This window comes from Microbacterium sp. LKL04, assembly GCF_900102005.1.
Taxonomy (GTDB): Bacteria; Actinomycetota; Actinomycetes; order Actinomycetales; family Microbacteriaceae; genus Microbacterium.
This window is the reverse complement of the sequence record NZ_LT627736.1, coordinates 660,419-678,958: the sequence shown is the minus strand read 5'-3', so window position 1 is coordinate 678,958 and position 18,540 is coordinate 660,419. Positions and strand designations below refer to the sequence as shown.

The window sequence follows — 18,540 nt, the reverse complement described above, 5'->3', positions numbered from 1 at the left end:
CAGCCCCCGTTGCCGGGAGGAGCCCGGCATCCTCACCTGTGAACGACCCTACTACTAGAGCAGGCCCGCCGTCTTCTCGCGCGCGGCGTCGAGACGCTGGGCGACGTTCCGCCAGTTGGCGATGTTCCATGCCGCCTTGACGTAGTCCGCCTTGACGTTGAGGTAGTCGAGGTAGAAGGCGTGCTCCCACATGTCGAGCTGGAAGATGGGGACGGTGCCCTGAGCCGTGTTCGACTGCTGGTCGAACAGCTGCTGGATGATCAGCTGCTGGCCGATCGGGTCCCAGCTGAGGACGGCCCAGCCGGAGCCCTGGATGCCGGTGGCAGCCGCCGTGAAGTGAGCCTGGAACTTGTCGAAGCCGCCGAAGAACTCGTCGATGGCTGCGCGCAGCTCGCCCTCGGGCTCGCCACCGCCGCCCTGCGACGCGGGGGCGAGGTTGGTCCAGAAGATCGAGTGGTTGACGTGTCCACCGAGGTTGAACGCGAGGTCCTTCTCGAGCTTGTTGACGTTCGCGAGGTTGCCGGTCTCGCGCGCTTCCGCGAGCTGCTCGAGGGCGGTGTTGGCTCCCGTGACATACGCCTGGTGGTGCTTCGAGTGGTGAAGCTCCATGATCTTGCCGCTGATGCTCGGCTCGAGCGCGGAGTAGTCGTACGGGAGCTCAGGCAGGGTGTACTTCGCCATGTCCTCTTCCTTCTGTCGGTGCCGCGCACGGGGCGCGGCCGGTCGGATTCATCCTATTGAGGGCCAACCCACCGGGCACCCGGTTGCTTCCCGGGAAGAGGGGATGTATCCCGTCAGTCCTCGAGACCGGCGGGAACGGCGGACTCCGTGTCCGGAACGCCGTCCTGCGCAGCCTTCTTGTCCGCCATCGCGAGAAGACGGCGGATGCGGCCGGCGACGGCATCCTTCGTCAGTGGCGGATCGGCGTGGTGCCCGAGCTCGTCGAGGCTCGCGTCGCGGTGGGCGAGACGAAGGTCGCCCGCCTGCTTGAGGTGGTCCGGGACGGTGTCGCCGAGGATCTCGAGTGCGCGCTCGACCCGGGCACATGCGGCGACGGCGGCCTGCGCGGAACGACGCAGGTTCGCGTCGTCGAAGTTGACGAGGCGGTTCACGCCGGCGCGCACCTCGCGACGCTGACGCATCTCCTCCCACGCGGCGGCCGTCTTCTGCGCGCCCATCATGAGGAGCGTGGCGCGGATCGCCTCACCGTCGCGGACGACCACGCGAGGCACACCGCGCACTTCGCGGGCCTTCGCAGCGATACCGAGGCGATGCGCCGCCCCGACGAGGGCCATCGCAGCCTCCCCCGACGGGCAGGCCACTTCGAGGGCGGCGGAGCGACCGGGGTCGGACAGTGTGCCGGCGGCGAGGAACGCTCCGCGCCACACCGCGGCGAGGTCGGGGCGCGCGCCCGTCGTGAGTTTGTTGGGAAGACCGCGGACGGGGCGGCGGCGGTTGTCGAGGAGGCCCGTCTGACGCGCCAGCGTCTCGCCCCCCTCGATCACGCGCACCGCGACCAGGTTTGCAGCGCGTCCGCCGGAGGACTGCACATGAGCGAGTTCCGGGCGGACGCCGTAGATCTCCACGAGATCGCGGGCGACGCGGCGGGCCAGGATGTCGGTCTCGACCTCGGCTTCGACCGCCACGCGGCCGGCGATCGAGTGCAGGCCGCCGGAGAACCGGAGGATCGTGGTCAGCTCTGCGACGCGGGCTGTGGGCCGGGGATCACGGACCGAAGTGAGTTCCGTCTTCACGTCAGCAGTCAGCGGCACGGGGATCCTTCGGTGGGGGCGATCGGGGACAAAGGATCAGCTTACTCGCGCACCGGTCATTCGCGACCCAGGTCACGGTGCGTGACCCTCACCGCTACGCCCGTTTCCTGGGCCAGACGCTGGCCGAGCTCGAGAGCGGTCACCACCGAGCGGTGCTTGCCGCCGGTGCAGCCGATCGCGACGACCGAGTGACGTTTGTTCTCGCGCTGATACCCCTGCAGAACGGGATGGAGAGCCGCCGCGTACGTGTCGATGAACTCACGGGCGCCCTCCTGGTCGAGGACGAAGTCGCGGACGGCCTCGTCTTCGCCTGTCAGCGCGCGCAGCGACGGCTCCCAATACGGGTTCGGGAGGAACCGCATGTCCGCGACGAGATCGACGTCGGGAGGGAGCCCGTATTTGAAACCGAAGCTCATGACGGTGACCGTGTGGCGCGCGTCTCCGTCGTCGCTGAACAGGTCGACGATCCGGTTCGCCAGCTGGTGGATGTTGAGGGAGCTCGTGTCGACGATGACGTCGGCGGCTTCTCGGATGATCGCGACGCGTTCGCGTTCGCGACGGATGCCGTCGAGGATCGTCCCCTCCCCTTGGAGAGGGTGCGGCCGACGCACGGCCTCGAAGCGGCGGACGAGCACCTCGTCGGCGGCATCCAGGAACAGGACGCGCAGCTGACGGCCGTCTCGCAGCGATCGGGTCACCGACGGCAGCTCGCCGAACAGCTGGCGACCTCGGACATCGACGACGGCGGCGACCTTGGGGAGCGCGTCTGCGGCGAGGGCCGTGAGGTCCAGGAGATGCGAGAGCATCTGCGGCGGGAGGTTGTCGACGACGTACCAGTCGAGATCCTCGAGGGCGTTCGCCGCGGTCGTCCGCCCGGCGCCGGACATGCCCGTGACGATCAGGACCTCGCCTGTCGTCTGGCCGCCCATCCCTGCCCTGCCTTTCACGCGTGTGGACTCAGCCTAACCACCGGCACCGCTCGGGACCGAACCGGTCGCGAGATGCGAGTGGATGCTGGCGGCCAGTCGAGGGCCGATTCCGGGGAGCTCCTGGATCTCCTCCGGAGACGCCTGCTTCAGCTTGCTCACAGAGCCGAAGTGACGCAGGAGCGCTTTGATCCGCGACTCCCCCAGCCCGGGCACTTCCGCGAGCACCGTCGTGATGTCCCGTCCGCGCTTCTTGCGCTGATGGGTGATGGCGAATCGGTGCGCCTCGTCACGGAGTCGCTGGAGCAAATACAGCGCCTCTGACGAACGCGGCAGGATGACCGGGAAGTCGTCGTCGGGCAGCCAGACCTCCTCGAGGCGCTTCGCGATGCCGCACAGGGCGATCTCCTCGTGGCCGGAGTCGCGGAGCGCGCGGGCCGCCGCGGCGACCTGCGGCTGGCCGCCGTCGACGAGGAGCAGCTGCGGACGGTACGCGAAGCGCGGGCGCTTGCGGGTGGCATCCACCTCGCCGTCGGCCGTCGGATCGATCGCGTCCTGCTCGGCCTCGTCCCGGTCGATGTGGGCGAGTCGGCGCATGAGCACCTGATACATGGAGTCGGTGTCGTCGGTGGTCTCGCTCACCGAGAAGGACCGGTACTGATCCTTTCGGGGCAGACCGTCCTCGAAGACGACCATCGAGGCAACCACACCCGTCCCGCCGAGGTGCGAGACGTCGAAGCATTCGATCCGCAGCGGAGCCTCGGACATCCCGAGGGCCTCCTGCAGGTCGGTCAGCGCTTTCGTGCGCGACGTGTAATCGCTCGTCCGGCGCGTCTTGTGGAGCATGAGCGCCTGCTGGGCGTTGAGGGTCGCCGTGCGCATCAGGTCCGCCTTCTGACCGCGCTGCGCGATCTGGACCGTGACCCTCTTGCCGCGTCGGGACTGCAACCACTCCTCGAGCTCGGCGGTGTCGTCGGGGAGAGTCGGCACGAGCACCTGACGCGGGATGTCTTCAGCGCCGGCGGCTCCGTACGCGCGCTGGAGGATCTGGTCGACCAGCTCCGGGCCCGAGATGTCGAGCTCCTTGTCGATCGTCGTCGCACGAACGCCTCGCACGCGCCCACCGCGGACGATGAAGTGCTGCACGGCCGCGGAGAGTTCGTCTTCGGCGACTCCGAACAGATCGGCATCCGTGTCCTCGCTCAGGACCAACGCGCTGCGGTTGAGGACGGCGTCGAGCGCCTGCAGCTTGTCGCGGTACGAGGCCGCGGTCTCGTAGTCCATCGCGGCAGCGGCTTCGCGCATGCGCGCTTCCATCCGCTTCGTGTACCGCTTGTCGCTGCCCGACATGAAGGCGATGAAGTCGTCGACGATCGCGCGGTGCTCCTCGATGGTGACCTTCATCGAGCACGGGCCACCGCACCGGCCGATCTGACCGGGGAAGCAGGGCCGCCCCGTCGCCATCGCCTTCTTGTAGGACGAATCGCTGCACGTGCGGATCGGGAACACCTTGATCAGCTGATCGATGGTGTCGTGGACCGCCCAGACCTTGGGGTACGGACCGAAGTACTTCGCGCCACGGATGCGGCGGTTCCGTGTGACGATCACCCGCGGCGCCTCGTCGCCCAGGGTCACCGCCATGTAGGGGTAGGACTTGTCGTCCTTGTATCGGACGTTGAACGGCGGCGAGTACTCCTGGATCCACGTGTATTCGAGCTGCAAGGAGTCGATGTCGGTCGCGACGACCGTCCACTCGACCTTCGCAGCCGTCGTGACCATGCGACGCGTGCGCTCGTGCAGGGTGTGCAGCGGAGCGAAATAGTTCGACAGCCGTGCGCGCAGGTTCTTCGCCTTGCCGACGTACAGGATCCGGCCGTCCGCGTCGAGGAACCGGTAGACGCCCGGGTCGGTCGGGATCTCCCCCGGCTTCGGCTTGTAAGGCAGCGCGGAGGCCACGTCAGCCCGCCTTGCGCGCGGGCGCCACGTCCAAGAGCTCGGCGAGGAACTGACCCGTGTGGCTTTCGGAGACGGCCGCCACCTGCTCCGGCGTGCCGGTCGCGACGATCGTGCCGCCACCGGACCCGCCCTCGGGGCCGAGGTCGATGACCCAGTCCGACGACTTGATGACGTCGAGGTTGTGCTCGATGACGAGAACCGAGTTGCCCTTGTCGACGAGGCTGTTCAAGACCTCGAGCAGGCGCTGGACGTCTTCGAAGTGCAGGCCCGTCGTCGGCTCGTCGAGGACGTAGATCGTCCTGCCGTTGGAACGCCGCTGCAGTTCGGTGGCGAGCTTGACGCGCTGCGCCTCGCCCCCCGAGAGCGTCGTCGCCGACTGCCCGAGCCGCACGTAGCCGAGCCCGACGTCGACGAGCGTCTTCAAGTAGCGGTGGATCGCCTGGATCGGCTCGAAGAAGTCGGCCGCCTCGGAGATCGGCATGTTGAGAACTTCGGCGATGTTCTTGCCCTTGTAGTGCACGGTCAGGGTGTCGCGGTTGTAGCGCTGGCCGTGGCACACCTCGCAGTCGACGTAGACGTCGGGCAGGAAGTTCATCTCGATCTTGATCGTGCCGTCACCCGAGCAGGCCTCGCAGCGCCCGCCCTTGACGTTGAAGCTGAAGCGACCCGGCTGGTATCCGCGGGTCTTCGCCTCGGTCGTCTCGGCGAACAGCGATCGGATCCGGTCGAAGACGCCTGTGTAGGTGGCCGGGTTCGAGCGGGGCGTGCGTCCGATGGGGGCCTGGTCGACGTGGACGACCTTGTCGAGGTGCTCGAGGCCGGTCACGCGGGTGTGCTTGCCGGCGACGCGACGCGCTCCGTTGAGCTTGGTGGCGAGGACTTCGTAGAGGATGCCGTTCACGAGAGACGACTTGCCCGACCCGCTCACGCCGGTGACGGAGGTCAGGACGCCCAGCGGGAAATCGACCGTGACGTTCTGCAGGTTGTTCGCCCGCGCACCGACGACGCGCAGCTGCCGTCCCTTGTCGATCTTGCGACGCTTCTTCGGCATCGCGATCGCCCGGCGCCCGCTGAGGTAGGCGCCCGTGATGGACTCCTCATCGGTCAGGAGCTGGTCGACGGGACCCGAGTGGACCACGTTCCCGCCCTCGACACCCGCCCGCGGGCCGATGTCGACGATCCAGTCGGCCGCGTGGATGGTCTCCTCGTCGTGCTCGACGACGACGAGCGTGTTCCCGAGGCTCTTGAGCCGCACGAGCGTCTCGATGAGACGGCGGTTGTCGCGCTGGTGGAGTCCGATCGAGGGCTCATCGAGGACGTAGAGCACGCCGGTCAGCCCGGAGCCGATCTGCGTCGCGAGACGGATGCGCTGCGCCTCGCCGCCCGAGAGCGAACCGGCGGCGCGGCTGAGGCTCAGGTAGTTCAGACCCACCTGGATGAGGAAGTCGAGCCGCGCTCGGATTTCGCGGAGCACCGCCGCCGCGATCGTCGCCTCGCGGTCGGTGAGGGCCATCTCGGCGAAGAAGGTCTGCGCCTCGCCGAGGCTGAGCCGCGAGGCATCCGCGATCGAGTGGCCGTGGACGAGGACCGAGAGGACCTCGGGCTTGAGACGGTCGCCGTTGCAGACGGGGCACGGCACCTCGCGGAGGAACTCCGCCCAGCGCTGACGCTGCGTGTCGGTCTCGGCCTGCGTGAACTGACGCTCGATGTAGGGGATCACACCCTCGAAGCCGGACGCGTACCGCATTTCGCGTCCGTAGCGGTTCTTCCACTTGACCGTGACCTTGTAGTTCTCGCCCGAAAGGACGGCGTCCTGGATGTCGACGGGCAGGTTCTTCCACGGGGTGTCGAGTGAGAAGCCGAGGTCATCGGCGAGACCGACGAGCAGACGCTCGTAGTACTGGAACAACCCCTTGCCCTGCGTCGTCCAGGGGACGATGACGCCTTCGGCGATGGAGAGCTCCTCGTCGCCGAGCAGCAGTTCGGTGTCGACGGACATGCGCGTGCCCAGCCCGGAACACGCAGGGCAGGCACCGAATGGCGCGTTGAACGAGAATGTCCGCGGCTCGATCTCGGTGAGCTGGAGCGGGTGACCGTTCGGGCAGGCGAGCTTCTCGCTGTAGCTCTGCCACGCATCGTCGCCCTCTTCGTCGACGAAGTTGACCTGGAGGATGCCGCCGGCCAGGCCGAGCGCCGTCTCGACCGAGTCGGTGACACGGCCGAGGATGTCGGGGCTCGCGACGAGTCGGTCGACGACGACCGCGATGTCGTGCTTGTAGCTCTTCTTCAACGTCGGCGGTTCGGCCAGCTGCACGGCCTCGCCGTCGACGATCGCGCGGGCGTAGCCCTTCGCCGACAGCTCCTTGAAGAGGTCGACGAATTCACCCTTCTTCTGCGAGACGACGGGAGCGACGATCTGGTAGCGCGTCCGCTCAGGCAGCTCCATGAGCTGGTCGGCGATCTGCTGCACCGTCTGTCGCTGGATGCGCTCACCGCACTCGGGGCAGTGCGGCACACCCACCCGCGCCCACAGCAGTCGCATGTAGTCGTTGATCTCGGTGATCGTGCCGACGGTCGAACGCGGGTTGCGGTTGGTCGACTTCTGATCGATCGACACCGCAGGGCTCAGTCCCTCGATGAAATCGACGTCCGGACGGTCGACCTGTCCCAGGAACTGCCGCGCGTAGGAGCTGAGCGACTCGATGTAGCGGCGCTGGCCCTCGGCGAAGATCGTGTCGAACGCGAGGCTCGACTTCCCCGACCCGGACAGGCCGGTGAACACGACGAGCGAGTCGCGCGGGATCTCGAGGTCGACGTTCTTCAGATTGTGGACGCGAGCGCCGCGGACACTGAGTTTGGAGGCGTGGGGAACGGGGACGATGGGCACCGGTCAATCCTAGGTTGGGCCACCGACACGGGCTCCGGTCTTCGCTCCGGGCGATCAGTCCGTTACGGTCGCACGCCCGCCGGCGAACGGCTGCAGGCCATCCCGAAGACGTGCGACGTCGTCGACGCCGAGCCCGACACGTTCCATGACCTGCCGAGGCACGTCGAGGGCGAGCTCGCGAAGCGCGCGCCCGTCGTCGGTCAGCTCGATGTCGAGGACGCGCTCGTCGGCCGCGCGACGTCGGCGGACCACTCGTCCCTGCGACTCCAGGCGCTTGATCGTCGGCGAGAGACTCGCGGGCTCCACGGCGAGGGCGGATGCCAGCTCGCTCAGAGACTGCGGGTCCCTCTCCCAGAGGGCGAGCATCACCAGGTACTGCGGGTGGGTGAGCCCGAGGGGGTCGAGGATCGGCCGGTAGATGGAGACGACGTTGCGTGCCGCCGTCACGATCGCGAAGCAGAGCTGGCTCTCCAGCTTCAGCGCGTCTTCGTTCATCCCGATCCTCACTTCGCTAATAGTTAGTACACTAATGATTATGGATGAGGAACGGGAACAACGACCCCCACTCCGTCAGCGGATCCGTGCAGCCGGCGGCTTCTACACGTGGTGGAACAGCCGCCTCATCCGCTACGCCGGCCCCGCCTCCGTCGGACCCTATGACACCGAGCCGGAGCCGGTCCGCACGGAGCGTGCCTGCCCCCTGTGCGGCCGGCCGATGTCGCAGCACACGTTCGACCGCTCCGGCGAACGCCCGCTCATGCACTGCCCCTGACCGGCGTGGACCCGGTCAGGCGTGACCGGCGCGCTCCATCGCTCGCAGCTCCTTCTTGAGGTCCTGGACCTCGTCGCGAAGTCGACCCGCGAGCTCGAACTTGAGCTCATCGGCCGCCGCGAGCATCTGCCGGGTGAGGTCTTCGATGGTCGCCTCGAGCTGGTTCGCCCCCTCCGCCGCGATGCCTTCGCGCCGAAGCTGCGGTGTCGGGCTCTTTCCCTTGCCCGACTTCGTCTTGCCCTTGCCGCGGCTGTCCATCATGTCGCGCGTGTCGCTCGCCTCGCGGGCGAGGGCATCGGTGATGTCGGCGATCTTCTTCCGCAGCGGCTGCGGATCGATGCCGTGCTCGAGGTTGTACGCGATCTGCTTCTCGCGACGGCGCTCGGTCTCCTCGATGGCCGCGGCCATCGAGTCGGTGATCTTGTCGGCGTACATGTGCACCTCACCCGACACGTTTCGGGCGGCACGACCGATCGTCTGGATGAGAGAGGTCCCGGACCGCAGGAAGCCCTCCTTGTCGGCATCCAGAATGGCCACGAGCGACACCTCCGGAAGGTCGAGACCCTCGCGCAGGAGGTTGATGCCGACCAGAACGTCATAGACGCCCTGACGGAGCTCGGTCAACAGCTCGACACGGCGGAGCGTGTCGACGTCCGAATGCAGGTAGCGCACCCGCACTCCGTGCTCGCCGAGGAAGTCGGTGAGCTCTTCGGCCATCTTCTTCGTGAGGGTCGTCACGAGGATGCGCTCGTCCTTGTCGACGCGGATGCGGATCTCCTCGAGCAGGTCGTCGATCTGTCCCTTCGACGGCTTGACGATGATCTCCGGGTCGATCAGGCCCGTCGGACGGATGATCTGCTCGACCACGCCGTCGGCGATCCCCATCTCGTACTTCCCCGGCGTCGCGGACAGGTAGACGCTCTGACCGATCCGCTGCTTGAACTCGTCGAAGCGCAATGGACGGTTGTCCATCGCGCTCGGCAGCCGGAACCCGTGGTCGACGAGCGTGCGCTTGCGGGAGGCATCCCCCTCGTACATGGCACCGATCTGCGGCACGGTCACGTGCGATTCGTCGATCACGAGCAGGAAGTCGTCGGGGAAGAAGTCGAGGAGCGTGTGCGGGGCCTCCCCCGGCATCCGTCCATCGAGGTGGCGGGAGTAGTTCTCGATGCCCGAGCAGAACCCGAGCTGCTGCAGCATCTCGAGGTCGAACGTCGTGCGCATGCGCAGGCGCTGCGCCTCGAGGAGCTTGCCCTGCGACTCGAACTCCTTCAGTCGCTCCTCGAGCTCGTGCTCGATGGTGCCGATGGCGCGCTGGACGGTCTCGGTACCCGCGACGTAGTGGGATGCCGGGAAGATGGGCACACTCTCGAGCTTCTGCACCACGTCGCCGGTGAGCGGATGCAGCATGTACAGCGCTTCGATCTCGTCGCCGAAGAGCTCGATCCGCACGGCGAACTCCTCGTACACCGGGATGATCTCGATGGTGTCGCCGCGCACGCGGAAGTTTCCGCGCGAGAAGTCGACGTCGTTGCGGTTGTACTGCATCGCGATGAACTTGCGGATGAGGGCGTCGCGGTCGTACCGCTCCCCCACCTGCAGCGCGACCATCGCGCGGAGGTACTCCTCGGGAGCACCGAGGCCGTAGATGCACGAGACGGTCGACACAACGACCACGTCGCGCCGGCTCAGCAGCGAATTGGTCGTTGAGTGGCGCAGGCGCTCGACCTCGGCGTTGATCGAGGAGTCCTTCTCGATGAAGGTGTCCGTCTGCGGGACGTACGCCTCGGGCTGGTAGTAGTCGTAGTAGCTGACGAAGTACTCGACCGCGTTGTTCGGCAGGAGGTCGCGGAACTCGTTCGCGAGCTGGGCCGCCAGCGTCTTGTTGTGCGCCATCACGAGGGTCGGCCGCTGCACCTGTTCGATGAGCCACGCCGTCGTCGCGGACTTGCCGGTACCCGTGGCACCGAGCAGGACGACGTCGGTCTCACCCGCATTGATGCGCGCGGCGAGATCGGCGATCGCCTGCGGCTGGTCGCCGCTCGGGACGTATTCGCTGATGACCTCGAACGGCCGGACGGATCGCGTGGTCTGCATGAATCCAGCGTAGGCCGGGCCTCCGACACCGGCTCCGGCGTTCGCCGTCGGCGTGGGATCGGAAGTCAGGCCGCGAGTCGGGTCCAGAGGTCGTCGGTCTGCGCGAGCGTCTGGTCGAGCGTGCCGGCCGTATCGATCACGACGTCGGCGATCGCGAGCCGGCGCGCGTCGTCGACCTGGGCCGCCATCCGGGCGTCGGCGTCCTCGGGTGTCATCCCGCGCAGCGAGACGAGTCGCTCCCTGCGGAGGGCCGCCGGGGCGTGTGCGACGACGATCAGCTCCCACGGGTCCGCCGCCCGAGCCTCCAGCAGGAGCGGCACGTCGTAGACGACGACCGCGTCGGGATCCGCGTCGAATGCCATCTGGAATCGGCGGGCGGACTCAGCGCGCACGGCAGGATGGACGATCGCGTTGAGACGGCCGACGGCATCCGGATCGCCGAACACCCGTGACGCGAGGCCGCGGCGATCGAGCTCGCCGTGCGGCGTGAGCAGGTCGTCTCCGAACTCGGCGGCGATCGCGTCGAGGACCGGTGAACCGGGCTGCTGCACTTCACGGACGAGCGCGTCGGCGTCCACGATCACGGCGCCGTGTTCGGCCAGCCGGCGGGCGATGGTGGACTTCCCCGAGGCGATTCCGCCGGTCAGCGCGATGAGAGGCACTCTCCGAGGATGCCACGGCTCGATCAGGTCAGGTGCGAGCGCGCTTCCTCGAGTCCGCCGAAGAGGACGGATGCCTCCAGGCTCCGCGATGCGCGGATGGCCGCTCCGCGAGCGGCGTTCATCAGGACGGTCGGGTCGTAGCCGACGGTCTCCGTCAGTCCGACTCCGATCCCGACGACCGGGAGAAGCCCCGTCGGGTTGTCCGCGAGATCGTCGATGCATCCGCGGTAGATCGCCGCGCCCTGCCGCCGCGCGTCGGCGGCGGTCGTCGCCACGCCGCACACGGCGAGCGTGGAGTCACCGTCCTCCCCCACGAAGGCGGAGGCGGGGGCGTGGCGTCGGACGGAGCGGCGCCACTGAGCCGCGAGCTCATCCGCGGCATCCGACCCGAAGGCGGCCGCCATCTCGTCCAAGCCGTCGACGTGGACGATGATCACGCTGACGAGCTCTCGACGCCATCCGGCGCGTTCGGTCATGTCCCGGAGCGCGTCACGGTAGGTGCGCCCGAGCATGATCCCGTCGGCCGCGACGCCGTTCTCGCCGAGCCACTCATACCGCTGGGTCGCGCTTTTGTTCGCTCTCAGGATGGAGGTGACCACGACGGCGACCATGGTCAGGACGACGGTTGCGATGTTGGCCGAGATGGAACCGAACCAGGTCACGAAGAAGGTTCCCTCAGGACCGTCGAGGACGAAGGCCGCCAGACGAGCGCCGTAGAAGGCGGCTCCGGCGAACAGGACCGCGGACAGCAGGTGGGCGTTGCCGATCCGGCCCATGGGGCGACGCGTCGCCTCCCACCCGCCTGCGAGGAAGAACACCACGATGGTGGCAGCCATGACCACCCATCCGCCCCAGGAGCCCTCGACCGGGACACGGATCACGGCGGCGACGAACGTGAACACGGCGAGGACACCGACGATCACCGAGGACCAGCCGATGGGGCGGTCGTTGAAGCGGCGGTTCCCCAGCCATATGAAGGCAGGGGTGAGCGCGAAGGCGGAGTTGCCGATGGCGATCGCGACCGCTCCCCCGATGCCCGCCGCCCAGGAGATGTAGGCGAAGGTCGTCGCCGTACCGCACAGGTACGCGACCGCCCAGAGTCGCCCCGCGCCGGCGTCGCGGCGACGCAACGTCTCTACGACGAAGATGCCCGTTGCGACGAAGGCGACGAGGGCCGTCATCACGGTCACCGAGAACAGATCGAGCGTCACCGGTCGCCCTCCTCGACAGGACTCGTGACGGCCGCCCGGGCGGGCAGACGGACCATGAACGTCGTGCCCTTGCCCTTCGTCGAGGTCACGGTGATGTCGCCGCCGTGAGCGCGAACGATCTCCCGGCTGATGGCGAGCCCCAGCCCGGTTCCCGCGACGCCGGACTCCGCTCGGAAGAACCGTTCGAACAGTCGATCCTGGTCCTCCGGAGTCAGCCCGATCCCGGTGTCGCGGACGAAGAACCACGAGACGTCACCGTCCGTGGAGCTGCTGAGCGTGATCGAGCCGCCGTCTCGGTTGAACTTGATGGCGTTGCTGATGAGATTGTCGGCGACCTGACGGATCCTGGCGGGGTCGACGAAGGCCGGGGTTTCCAGGATGTCTTCGACGTCGATACGGATCGCCCGCTCGCGGGCGATCGGCGTGAGGTCGGATGCCGATGCCCGAACGACGGACCCCAGGTCATGCATCACTGGCGAGATCGTCACTTCGGCCGACATGCGCGATGCCGTGGATGCCGCGAGTATGCCGGACACGATGCCGAGCAGCCGCTCGCTGTTGCGGTAGGCCACATCCACCTGCCGGTGCACCGTCTCGGGGAGGTCCTCCGTGTCGAGGACCAGCTCCAGGTAGCCGAGGATCGACGTGAGCGGTGTCCGCAACTCGTGCGAGACCGACGCGACCAGGCTGTCCCGGGCTTTGAGCGCCGTACGCTCGTCGGTCACGTCGCGCGCGACGAGGACCACCCCCGCCGGATCGCCGTCGGCATCCCGCATCCGGCGCGCCGTCAGACTGAGTGCCGCGCGCCGGGAGTCCGAGACGGCGTACCAGACGACGACGTCGCTGAAGGTCTCCCCCCGGATGATGCGGGACAGCGGACGGTCCGCGGTGGCCAGCGGCGTCTCCCCGTCGGCGGCGAAGATCTGTTCGCTGCCGTCAGACCTGCCGAATCCGGGGATGCGCTGCTGGAATCGACCGAGCGCGTCATTGACGAAGGTGATCTCGCCGTCGGGACCCACGCGGAGGACTCCGAAATCGACGGTGTCGAGCACCTCCGTCAGCAGCTGTTCCTGCCGACTCGCGTGACGCAGCGCCGCCGTCAGACGCTCCGCCTGGCGATCGAGCAGGGCACGCTGTGCGAGGAAGCGACGCGTCGAGTTGTAGGTGGATGCCCCGATCGCGATGACGACGGCCGGGAGGACGATGACCGCCCATGTGAGCTGGAAATCGGGCACGAAGAGTAGAGAGATCCAGTACGAACCGATCGATCCGACGCACGCGACGATGAACCAGAGTCGGCCCATCGAGGACAGCCACATCGTCGGGAACGCCCAGAGGAGGCCGATGCCCGGGACATCGGACGTGCGCATGAGCCCGATCGCGACGATGTCGAGGAGTGGGATGACGGCGACCCAGGACGGGTGCAGGCGTGACCAGGGGACGGCGAGACTCGCGACGGCAGCGACGACGACGATGACGACGCCGGGCGCGAACTGCGGAGCTTGGGCGAGCCACCCGCTGGGGATTCCCGACAGGAAGATCGCCGCCACGATCGCCGTGAGGAGGAGCTGGTTGTTGGCGGCCACACGGTCGCGCAGTTCGGTCAGCGGCAGCTGACGCAGGGGGGCGTCGAAGAGTCGGTGCATGCGCGTCCCCGCCCGATCGGACGACGATCGATCTGCGGTCGATCCCTCGTTCTCATGCGCCACACCTGCACGTTACCGGGAGCCGGGGCCGTCGGCATCCGTCGGTACAACGACCGAGGGGCCGGAGCACATGGCTCCGACCCCTCGATTCAGGTGCGTGTCGATCAGCGACCGGACAGCTTCTCGCGGAGAGCAGCCAGCGCCTCGTCGTCGGCGAGGGTGCCGGCGCCGCCGGAGACCTCGGACGAGAAGGACGACGAGCCCGAGTCGGCCGGAGCGGCGGCCTCGGCCTCGAGAGCCTTGGCGACAGCGGCCTTGTGAGCCTCCCAGCGACCCTGAGCAGCGGCGTACTCGGCCTCCCAGGCGAGGCGGGCCTCGTCGAAGCCTTCCTTCCACTGGTTGGTCTCGGGGTCGAAGCCCTCGGGGTACTTGTACTCGCCGTTCTCGTCGTACTCGGTGACCATGCCGTAGAGCGCCGGGTCGAACTCGGTGCCGTTGGGGTCGACAGACTCGTTGGCCTGCTTGAGCGAGAGCGAGATGCGACGACGCTCGAGGTCGATGTCGATGATCTTGACGAAGACCTCTTCACCGACGGAGACGACCTGCTCGGCGAGCTCGACGTGCTTGCCCGAGAGCTCGGAGATGTGCACGAGGCCCTCGATGCCGTCGGCGACGCGGACGAACGCACCGAACGGAACGAGCTTGGTGACCTTGCCCGGAGCAACCTGACCGATTGCGTGGGTACGGGCGAAGACCTGCCACGGGTCCTCCTGCGTCGCCTTCAGCGACAGCGAGACGCGCTCGCGGTCCAGGTCGACCTCGAGGATCTCGACGGTGACCTCCTGGCCGACCTCGACGACCTCGGATGCGTGCTCGATGTGCTTCCACGAGAGCTCCGAGACGTGGACGAGACCGTCGACGCCACCGAGGTCGACGAACGCACCGAAGTTGACGATCGACGAGACGGTGCCCTTGCGGACCTGACCCTTGTGGAGGTTGTTGAGGAAGTTCGAACGCGACTCCGACTGCGTCTGCTCGAGCAGAGCGCGGCGCGAGAGGACGACGTTGTTGCGGTTCTTGTCGAGCTCGAGGATCTTCGCCTCGATCTCCTGACCGAGGTACGGCGTGAGGTCGCGGACGCGGCGCAGCTCGATGAGCGACGCGGGCAGGAAGCCGCGGAGGCCGATGTCGACGATGAGGCCACCCTTGACGACCTCGATGACGGAACCGGTGACGACGCCGTCGTTCTCCTTGATCTTCTCGACGTCTCCCCAGGCACGCTCGTACTGTGCGCGCTTCTTGGAGAGGATCAGGCGGCCTTCCTTGTCCTCCTTCTGGAGGACGAGGGCCTCGACCTGGTCGCCGACGTTGACGACCTCGTTGGGGTCGACGTCGTGCTTGATCGAGAGCTCACGCGAGGGGATGACGCCCTCGGTCTTGTAGCCGACGTCGAGGAGGACCTCGTCGCGGTCGATCTTCACGACGGTGCCTTCGATGAGGTCTCCGTCGTTGAAGAACTTCAGGGTCTTCTCGACCGCGGCCAGGAAGTCCTCAGCAGATCCGATGTCGTTGATGGCGACCTGCTTGGTGGCCGGGGCGGTCGTTGCGTTAGTCATGTAGGGGGTTGTCCTTGGATGGTGTTGTGATCGGGCCCCGAGGCACATCCGCGCGAGGACGCGCGGCAGCCGATCGGAGCAGAGTGGTTGTTGTTGCGATGTCGCGAGAGCACGGCGGATGAGCCACGCGTGCGACGCTCTATGTTATCAGAGCGCGTCGACGTAGTACCAGCGCCCGGCCCGCCGGATGAAGCGACTGTGCTCCTCCATCGTCTGCAGGTCCCCGCCGGCACCTTCCCGCCATGACGCCCGGAAGCGCACCCGTCCCGACCGGCCGTCCGGAGCGATGTCGGAGCCCTGGATGTCGAGCCTCATCCATTCTGTGTCGGGGTCGATCGTCAGGTCGCCCGGCCGTGTTCCGGGGAACCACGTGTCGACCAGATGCCGCGCGTCGCCGAGCGCGAACGCCGTGTACCGCGAACGCATGAGGTCTTCGGGTGTTTCCGCTGCACGCCCGTCGAGCACTGGGCCGCAGCAGGACGCGAAGTCCCGCCGGCCGCAGGGACAAGGTGCGTCAGCGGCGAGCCGTCGCCCTCGACGAGCGGATGCCGCAGCCCCGAACGACATGATTCCTCCCCACGCTCACGAAAGACCCGAGTGAGCCTACGCGCTGTGGACAACCCTCGGAGAAGAGACGAGGGTTCACTACCGTGGTCGCATGATCGCTCGACGCACCGCAGCGCTGCTGGCCGCGACCGTGCTCGCCGCCGCCCTCTCGGCGTGCGCACCGACCGCTTCCCCGACCCCGTTGCCGACAGCGACCGGATTCGCGTCGGAAGAAGAGGCCTTCGCCGCTGCGGAGGCGACCTATCGCGCGTACGTCGATGCCCTGAACGACGTCGATCTGTCCGATCCCGCGACATTTGAGCCCGTGTATGCGCAAACAACTGGCGAGGCCCTGAGCTCCGAAAAGAAAGGTCTCACGGAATACCACTCCTCGGGGCTCCGCGTGTCTGGGAAAACTGAGATCCTTCTGATCGAGGGCACCCGCTGGGACCGCACCTCCGGATCGATCACCCTCGACGCTTGCACGGATGTTTCCGCAATTGACGTCGTGAACGCGGAGGGTGAATCTCAGGTTTCCCCTGACCGACCTGATATCCAGACCATCCGGGTCACAGTTGTGCCTCTTTCGACAGCCGGTGCCTTGAAGATTTCGTCGATTGGCTCACGCCAGGACGGTCCTCCATGCTGACCACGGCGCTCCTCGTCGCCGCTCTTTTAACGGCGTCGGGTGGGGGCGGAAGCTGTGGCCACCAGAGTTGGACAGACGACTGCAAGACGGTCAACAACGGGTCATCCGTTTCGATCGGCGCGACCCGCGGTGAGTCGTCCACACCCACACGCCCACAGACCGGGCCTCGGGGCGGCGGCGGCTCATCGGTCGTTCCTCCGCCGGCGCGGAACCCGGACGCCTTCTACCCGGGTCAGCGGACCCGCGAAGAGTGGCTCGCGGAGTGCGCGTTCAACCACGCGTGCGCCGGCGCGATCGCCGCCCCAGGCGGCGCCCCGATTCCCGGCACCGAGCAGGCCGAGCTGCCGCCGGCCGATCCCGCTGCCCCGGCCGCACCGGATCCGACGACGGCGACCATTCAGGACGTCGCGCAGTTCGCACCGGCGCCGCCGGCGATCGTCGGCGAACCCGGCGGGATGGGCGTGGTGGGCATGCCCACCAACTTCGTGGTCGGGGCCGAGGAGCACATCGTGCAGGGCGATATCTTCGACATCCCCGTCACCGTCCGCTTCACGCCGGTCTCCTACGCCTTCACCTACGGCGACGGGGCGGCGCGGGAGACGAGGACTGCCGGCAGGTCGTGGGACGACCTTGGGGTTCCGCAGTTCACCGCGACCGCCACCAGCCACAGCTACGGCGCCGCAGGCGAGTACGAGGCCGCCGCGACCGTCCGCTACGCAGCCGAAGCGGATGCCGGCGGCGGATGGTTCCCCATCGCCGGTCTCCTCGAGGTCGACACCCCGACCACCGTCATCCGGATCGTCGACGTCGAGACCGCGCTCGTGCAACGCACCTGCGACGAGGACCCGGGCGGACCCGGTTGCTGAGTGCGAGGATGAGCGCGTGACCGAACGCCTCATGCTGCTGGACTCCGCGAGCCTCTACTTCCGCGCCTTCTACGGCGTGCCCGACACGGTCAAGGCGCCGGACGGCCGCCCGGTGAATGCGGTCCGCGGGTTCCTCGACATGATCGCGAAGCTCGTGGCCACTTACGAACCGACGCACCTCGTCGCATGCTGGGACGACGACTGGCGGCCCCAGTGGCGCGTCGACCTCATCCCCTCGTACAAGGCGCATCGGGTCGCCGAAGCCGTCGCCGCAGCACCGGACGTCGAGGAGGTCCCGGATCCCCTCGAGATCCAGGTACCGGTGATCCGCGAAGCCCTCGGGGTGCTCGGCATCCAGATCGTCGGTGCCGCAGAGCACGAGGCCGACGACGTGATCGGCACCCTCGCATCGACGAGCGCACTGCCCGTCGACGTGATCACCGGAGACCGGGACCTCTTCCAGCTCGTCGATGACTCGCGCGGCATCCGGGTCATCTACACCGGTCGCGGAATGAGCAAGCTCGAGGAGCTCACGGACGCCGCGATCGTCACCAAATACGGCATCCTGCCCTCGCAGTACGCGGACTTCGCCGCGATGCGCGGAGACGCGTCAGACGGACTCCCCGGAGTTGCGGGCGTGGGCGAGAAGACCGCAGCGACCCTCCTCGCGGCGCACGGCGATCTCGCCGGCATCCGCCGCGCCGCGGAAGCGGGCGAGGGCATGAGCGCGGGCGTGAGAACGAAGGTCCTGTCCGCCGCGGACTACCTCGACGTCGCACCACGCGTCGTCGAGGTGGTGCGAGACCTCCCACTGCCGGAGGTCGACGCTCGCATCACGGCACCCGACGACGCAGAGCTCGCGACGCTGGCGAAAGCCTGGTCGCTGGGTTCATCGGCGACGCGCGCGGCCGAGGCGCTGTCCGCCCGGGCCTGA

Annotated in this window: 16 protein-coding genes; 4 read left to right on the top strand and 12 right to left on the bottom strand. The window is 67.7% G+C overall.

Annotation, left to right across the window (positions count from 1 at the left end; genetic code table 11):
• Nucleotides 1-54: 54 nt before the first annotated feature.
• The 6 genes from BLP38_RS03335 to BLP38_RS03310 all read right to left on the bottom strand — a co-directional run bounded on the left by BLP38_RS03335 (nucleotide 55) and on the right by BLP38_RS03310 (nucleotide 8,036).
• Nucleotides 55-681, bottom strand: coding sequence for a superoxide dismutase (locus BLP38_RS03335; protein WP_091352871.1), 627 nt, complete (start codon nucleotides 679-681; stop codon nucleotides 55-57).
• Between the two features lie 113 nt (nucleotides 682-794).
• Nucleotides 795-1,772 (bottom strand): DNA-binding protein WhiA, encoded by a 978-nt coding sequence (whiA, locus tag BLP38_RS03330; protein WP_091352869.1) that lies wholly within the window; start codon nucleotides 1,770-1,772, stop codon nucleotides 795-797.
• A 56-nt stretch (nucleotides 1,773-1,828) separates the two neighbouring features.
• Complete coding sequence (rapZ, locus tag BLP38_RS03325) at nucleotides 1,829-2,701, bottom strand: RNase adapter RapZ (protein WP_091352866.1); 873 nt, start codon at nucleotides 2,699-2,701, stop codon at nucleotides 1,829-1,831.
• A 33-nt stretch (nucleotides 2,702-2,734) separates the two neighbouring features.
• Complete coding sequence (uvrC, locus tag BLP38_RS03320; RefSeq protein ID WP_091352863.1) at nucleotides 2,735-4,654, bottom strand: excinuclease ABC subunit UvrC; 1,920 nt, start codon at nucleotides 4,652-4,654, stop codon at nucleotides 2,735-2,737.
• Nucleotide 4,655: 1 nt separating this feature from the next.
• Nucleotides 4,656-7,541, bottom strand: a complete 2,886-nt coding sequence (gene uvrA, locus BLP38_RS03315; RefSeq protein WP_091352860.1) for an excinuclease ABC subunit UvrA — start codon at nucleotides 7,539-7,541, stop codon at nucleotides 4,656-4,658.
• 54 nt (nucleotides 7,542-7,595) lie between these two features.
• Nucleotides 7,596-8,036, bottom strand: a complete 441-nt coding sequence (locus BLP38_RS03310; protein WP_091352856.1) for a MarR family winged helix-turn-helix transcriptional regulator — start codon at nucleotides 8,034-8,036, stop codon at nucleotides 7,596-7,598.
• Between the two features lie 40 nt (nucleotides 8,037-8,076).
• Between BLP38_RS03310 and BLP38_RS03305 the strand changes: the two genes are divergently transcribed.
• The gene (locus BLP38_RS03305; protein ID WP_091352852.1) at nucleotides 8,077-8,313 is read left to right on the top strand and encodes a hypothetical protein; all 237 of its coding nucleotides are present in this window, start codon (nucleotides 8,077-8,079) and stop codon (nucleotides 8,311-8,313) included.
• 15 nt (nucleotides 8,314-8,328) lie between these two features.
• On the opposite strand, the gene uvrB is transcribed toward BLP38_RS03305, so the two are convergent.
• From uvrB to BLP38_RS03275, 6 genes are all read right to left on the bottom strand, one after another.
• Nucleotides 8,329-10,410: an excinuclease ABC subunit UvrB gene (uvrB, locus tag BLP38_RS03300; RefSeq protein WP_091352847.1), complete on the bottom strand. Its 2,082-nt coding sequence runs from the start codon at nucleotides 10,408-10,410 to the stop codon at nucleotides 8,329-8,331.
• Between the two features lie 65 nt (nucleotides 10,411-10,475).
• Entirely contained in the window at nucleotides 10,476-11,072 is a 597-nt protein-coding gene (coaE, locus tag BLP38_RS03295; protein ID WP_091352843.1) for a dephospho-CoA kinase, read from the bottom strand.
• A 23-nt stretch (nucleotides 11,073-11,095) separates the two neighbouring features.
• Nucleotides 11,096-12,283, bottom strand: a complete 1,188-nt coding sequence (locus BLP38_RS03290; protein WP_091352840.1) for a diguanylate cyclase — start codon at nucleotides 12,281-12,283, stop codon at nucleotides 11,096-11,098.
• On the bottom strand, nucleotides 12,280-13,929 hold the full coding sequence (locus BLP38_RS03285; protein ID WP_091359486.1) for a sensor histidine kinase: 1,650 nt from the start codon (nucleotides 13,927-13,929) through the stop codon (nucleotides 12,280-12,282). The genes BLP38_RS03290 and BLP38_RS03285 overlap by 4 nt, the downstream gene beginning before the upstream one ends.
• A gap of 164 nt (nucleotides 13,930-14,093) precedes the next feature.
• Complete coding sequence (rpsA, locus tag BLP38_RS03280) at nucleotides 14,094-15,545, bottom strand: 30S ribosomal protein S1 (RefSeq protein WP_065570782.1); 1,452 nt, start codon at nucleotides 15,543-15,545, stop codon at nucleotides 14,094-14,096.
• A 147-nt stretch (nucleotides 15,546-15,692) separates the two neighbouring features.
• Nucleotides 15,693-15,971, bottom strand: a complete 279-nt coding sequence (locus tag BLP38_RS03275) for a YchJ family protein (RefSeq protein ID WP_231916560.1) — start codon at nucleotides 15,969-15,971, stop codon at nucleotides 15,693-15,695.
• A gap of 232 nt (nucleotides 15,972-16,203) precedes the next feature.
• On the opposite strand from BLP38_RS03275, the gene BLP38_RS14205 reads away from it, so the two are divergent.
• The 3 genes from BLP38_RS14205 to BLP38_RS03265 are packed head-to-tail and all read left to right on the top strand — an operon-like array spanning nucleotide 16,204 to nucleotide 18,540.
• Nucleotides 16,204-16,740: a hypothetical protein gene (locus tag BLP38_RS14205; RefSeq protein ID WP_157681064.1), complete on the top strand. Its 537-nt coding sequence runs from the start codon at nucleotides 16,204-16,206 to the stop codon at nucleotides 16,738-16,740.
• Complete coding sequence (locus BLP38_RS03270) at nucleotides 16,734-17,606, top strand: hypothetical protein (RefSeq protein WP_231916559.1); 873 nt, start codon at nucleotides 16,734-16,736, stop codon at nucleotides 17,604-17,606. The genes BLP38_RS14205 and BLP38_RS03270 overlap by 7 nt, the downstream gene beginning before the upstream one ends.
• A gap of 16 nt (nucleotides 17,607-17,622) precedes the next feature.
• Nucleotides 17,623-18,540: a 5'-3' exonuclease gene (locus tag BLP38_RS03265; protein ID WP_091352834.1), complete on the top strand. Its 918-nt coding sequence runs from the start codon at nucleotides 17,623-17,625 to the stop codon at nucleotides 18,538-18,540.

Excerpts from the sequence above, each read along its gene's own strand:
- BLP38_RS03335 (WP_091352871.1), bottom strand. The coding sequence starts at position 681 with ATGGCGAAGTACACCCTGCCTGAGCTCCCGTACGACTACTCCGCGCTC.
- rapZ (WP_091352866.1), bottom strand. The coding sequence starts at position 2,701 with ATGGGCGGCCAGACGACAGGCGAGGTCCTGATCGTCACGGGCATGTCC.
- BLP38_RS03310 (WP_091352856.1), bottom strand. The coding sequence starts at position 8,036 with ATGAACGAAGACGCGCTGAAGCTGGAGAGCCAGCTCTGCTTCGCGATC.
- BLP38_RS03305 (WP_091352852.1), top strand. The coding sequence starts at position 8,077 with ATGGATGAGGAACGGGAACAACGACCCCCACTCCGTCAGCGGATCCGT.
- uvrB (WP_091352847.1), bottom strand. The coding sequence starts at position 10,410 with ATGCAGACCACGCGATCCGTCCGGCCGTTCGAGGTCATCAGCGAATAC.
- BLP38_RS03285 (WP_091359486.1), bottom strand. The coding sequence starts at position 13,929 with ATGCACCGACTCTTCGACGCCCCCCTGCGTCAGCTGCCGCTGACCGAA.
- rpsA (WP_065570782.1), bottom strand. The coding sequence starts at position 15,545 with ATGACTAACGCAACGACCGCCCCGGCCACCAAGCAGGTCGCCATCAAC.
- BLP38_RS03275 (WP_231916560.1), bottom strand. The coding sequence starts at position 15,971 with ATGCGTTCGCGGTACACGGCGTTCGCGCTCGGCGACGCGCGGCATCTG.
- BLP38_RS14205 (WP_157681064.1), top strand. The coding sequence starts at position 16,204 with ATGATCGCTCGACGCACCGCAGCGCTGCTGGCCGCGACCGTGCTCGCC.
- BLP38_RS03270 (WP_231916559.1), top strand. The coding sequence starts at position 16,734 with ATGCTGACCACGGCGCTCCTCGTCGCCGCTCTTTTAACGGCGTCGGGT.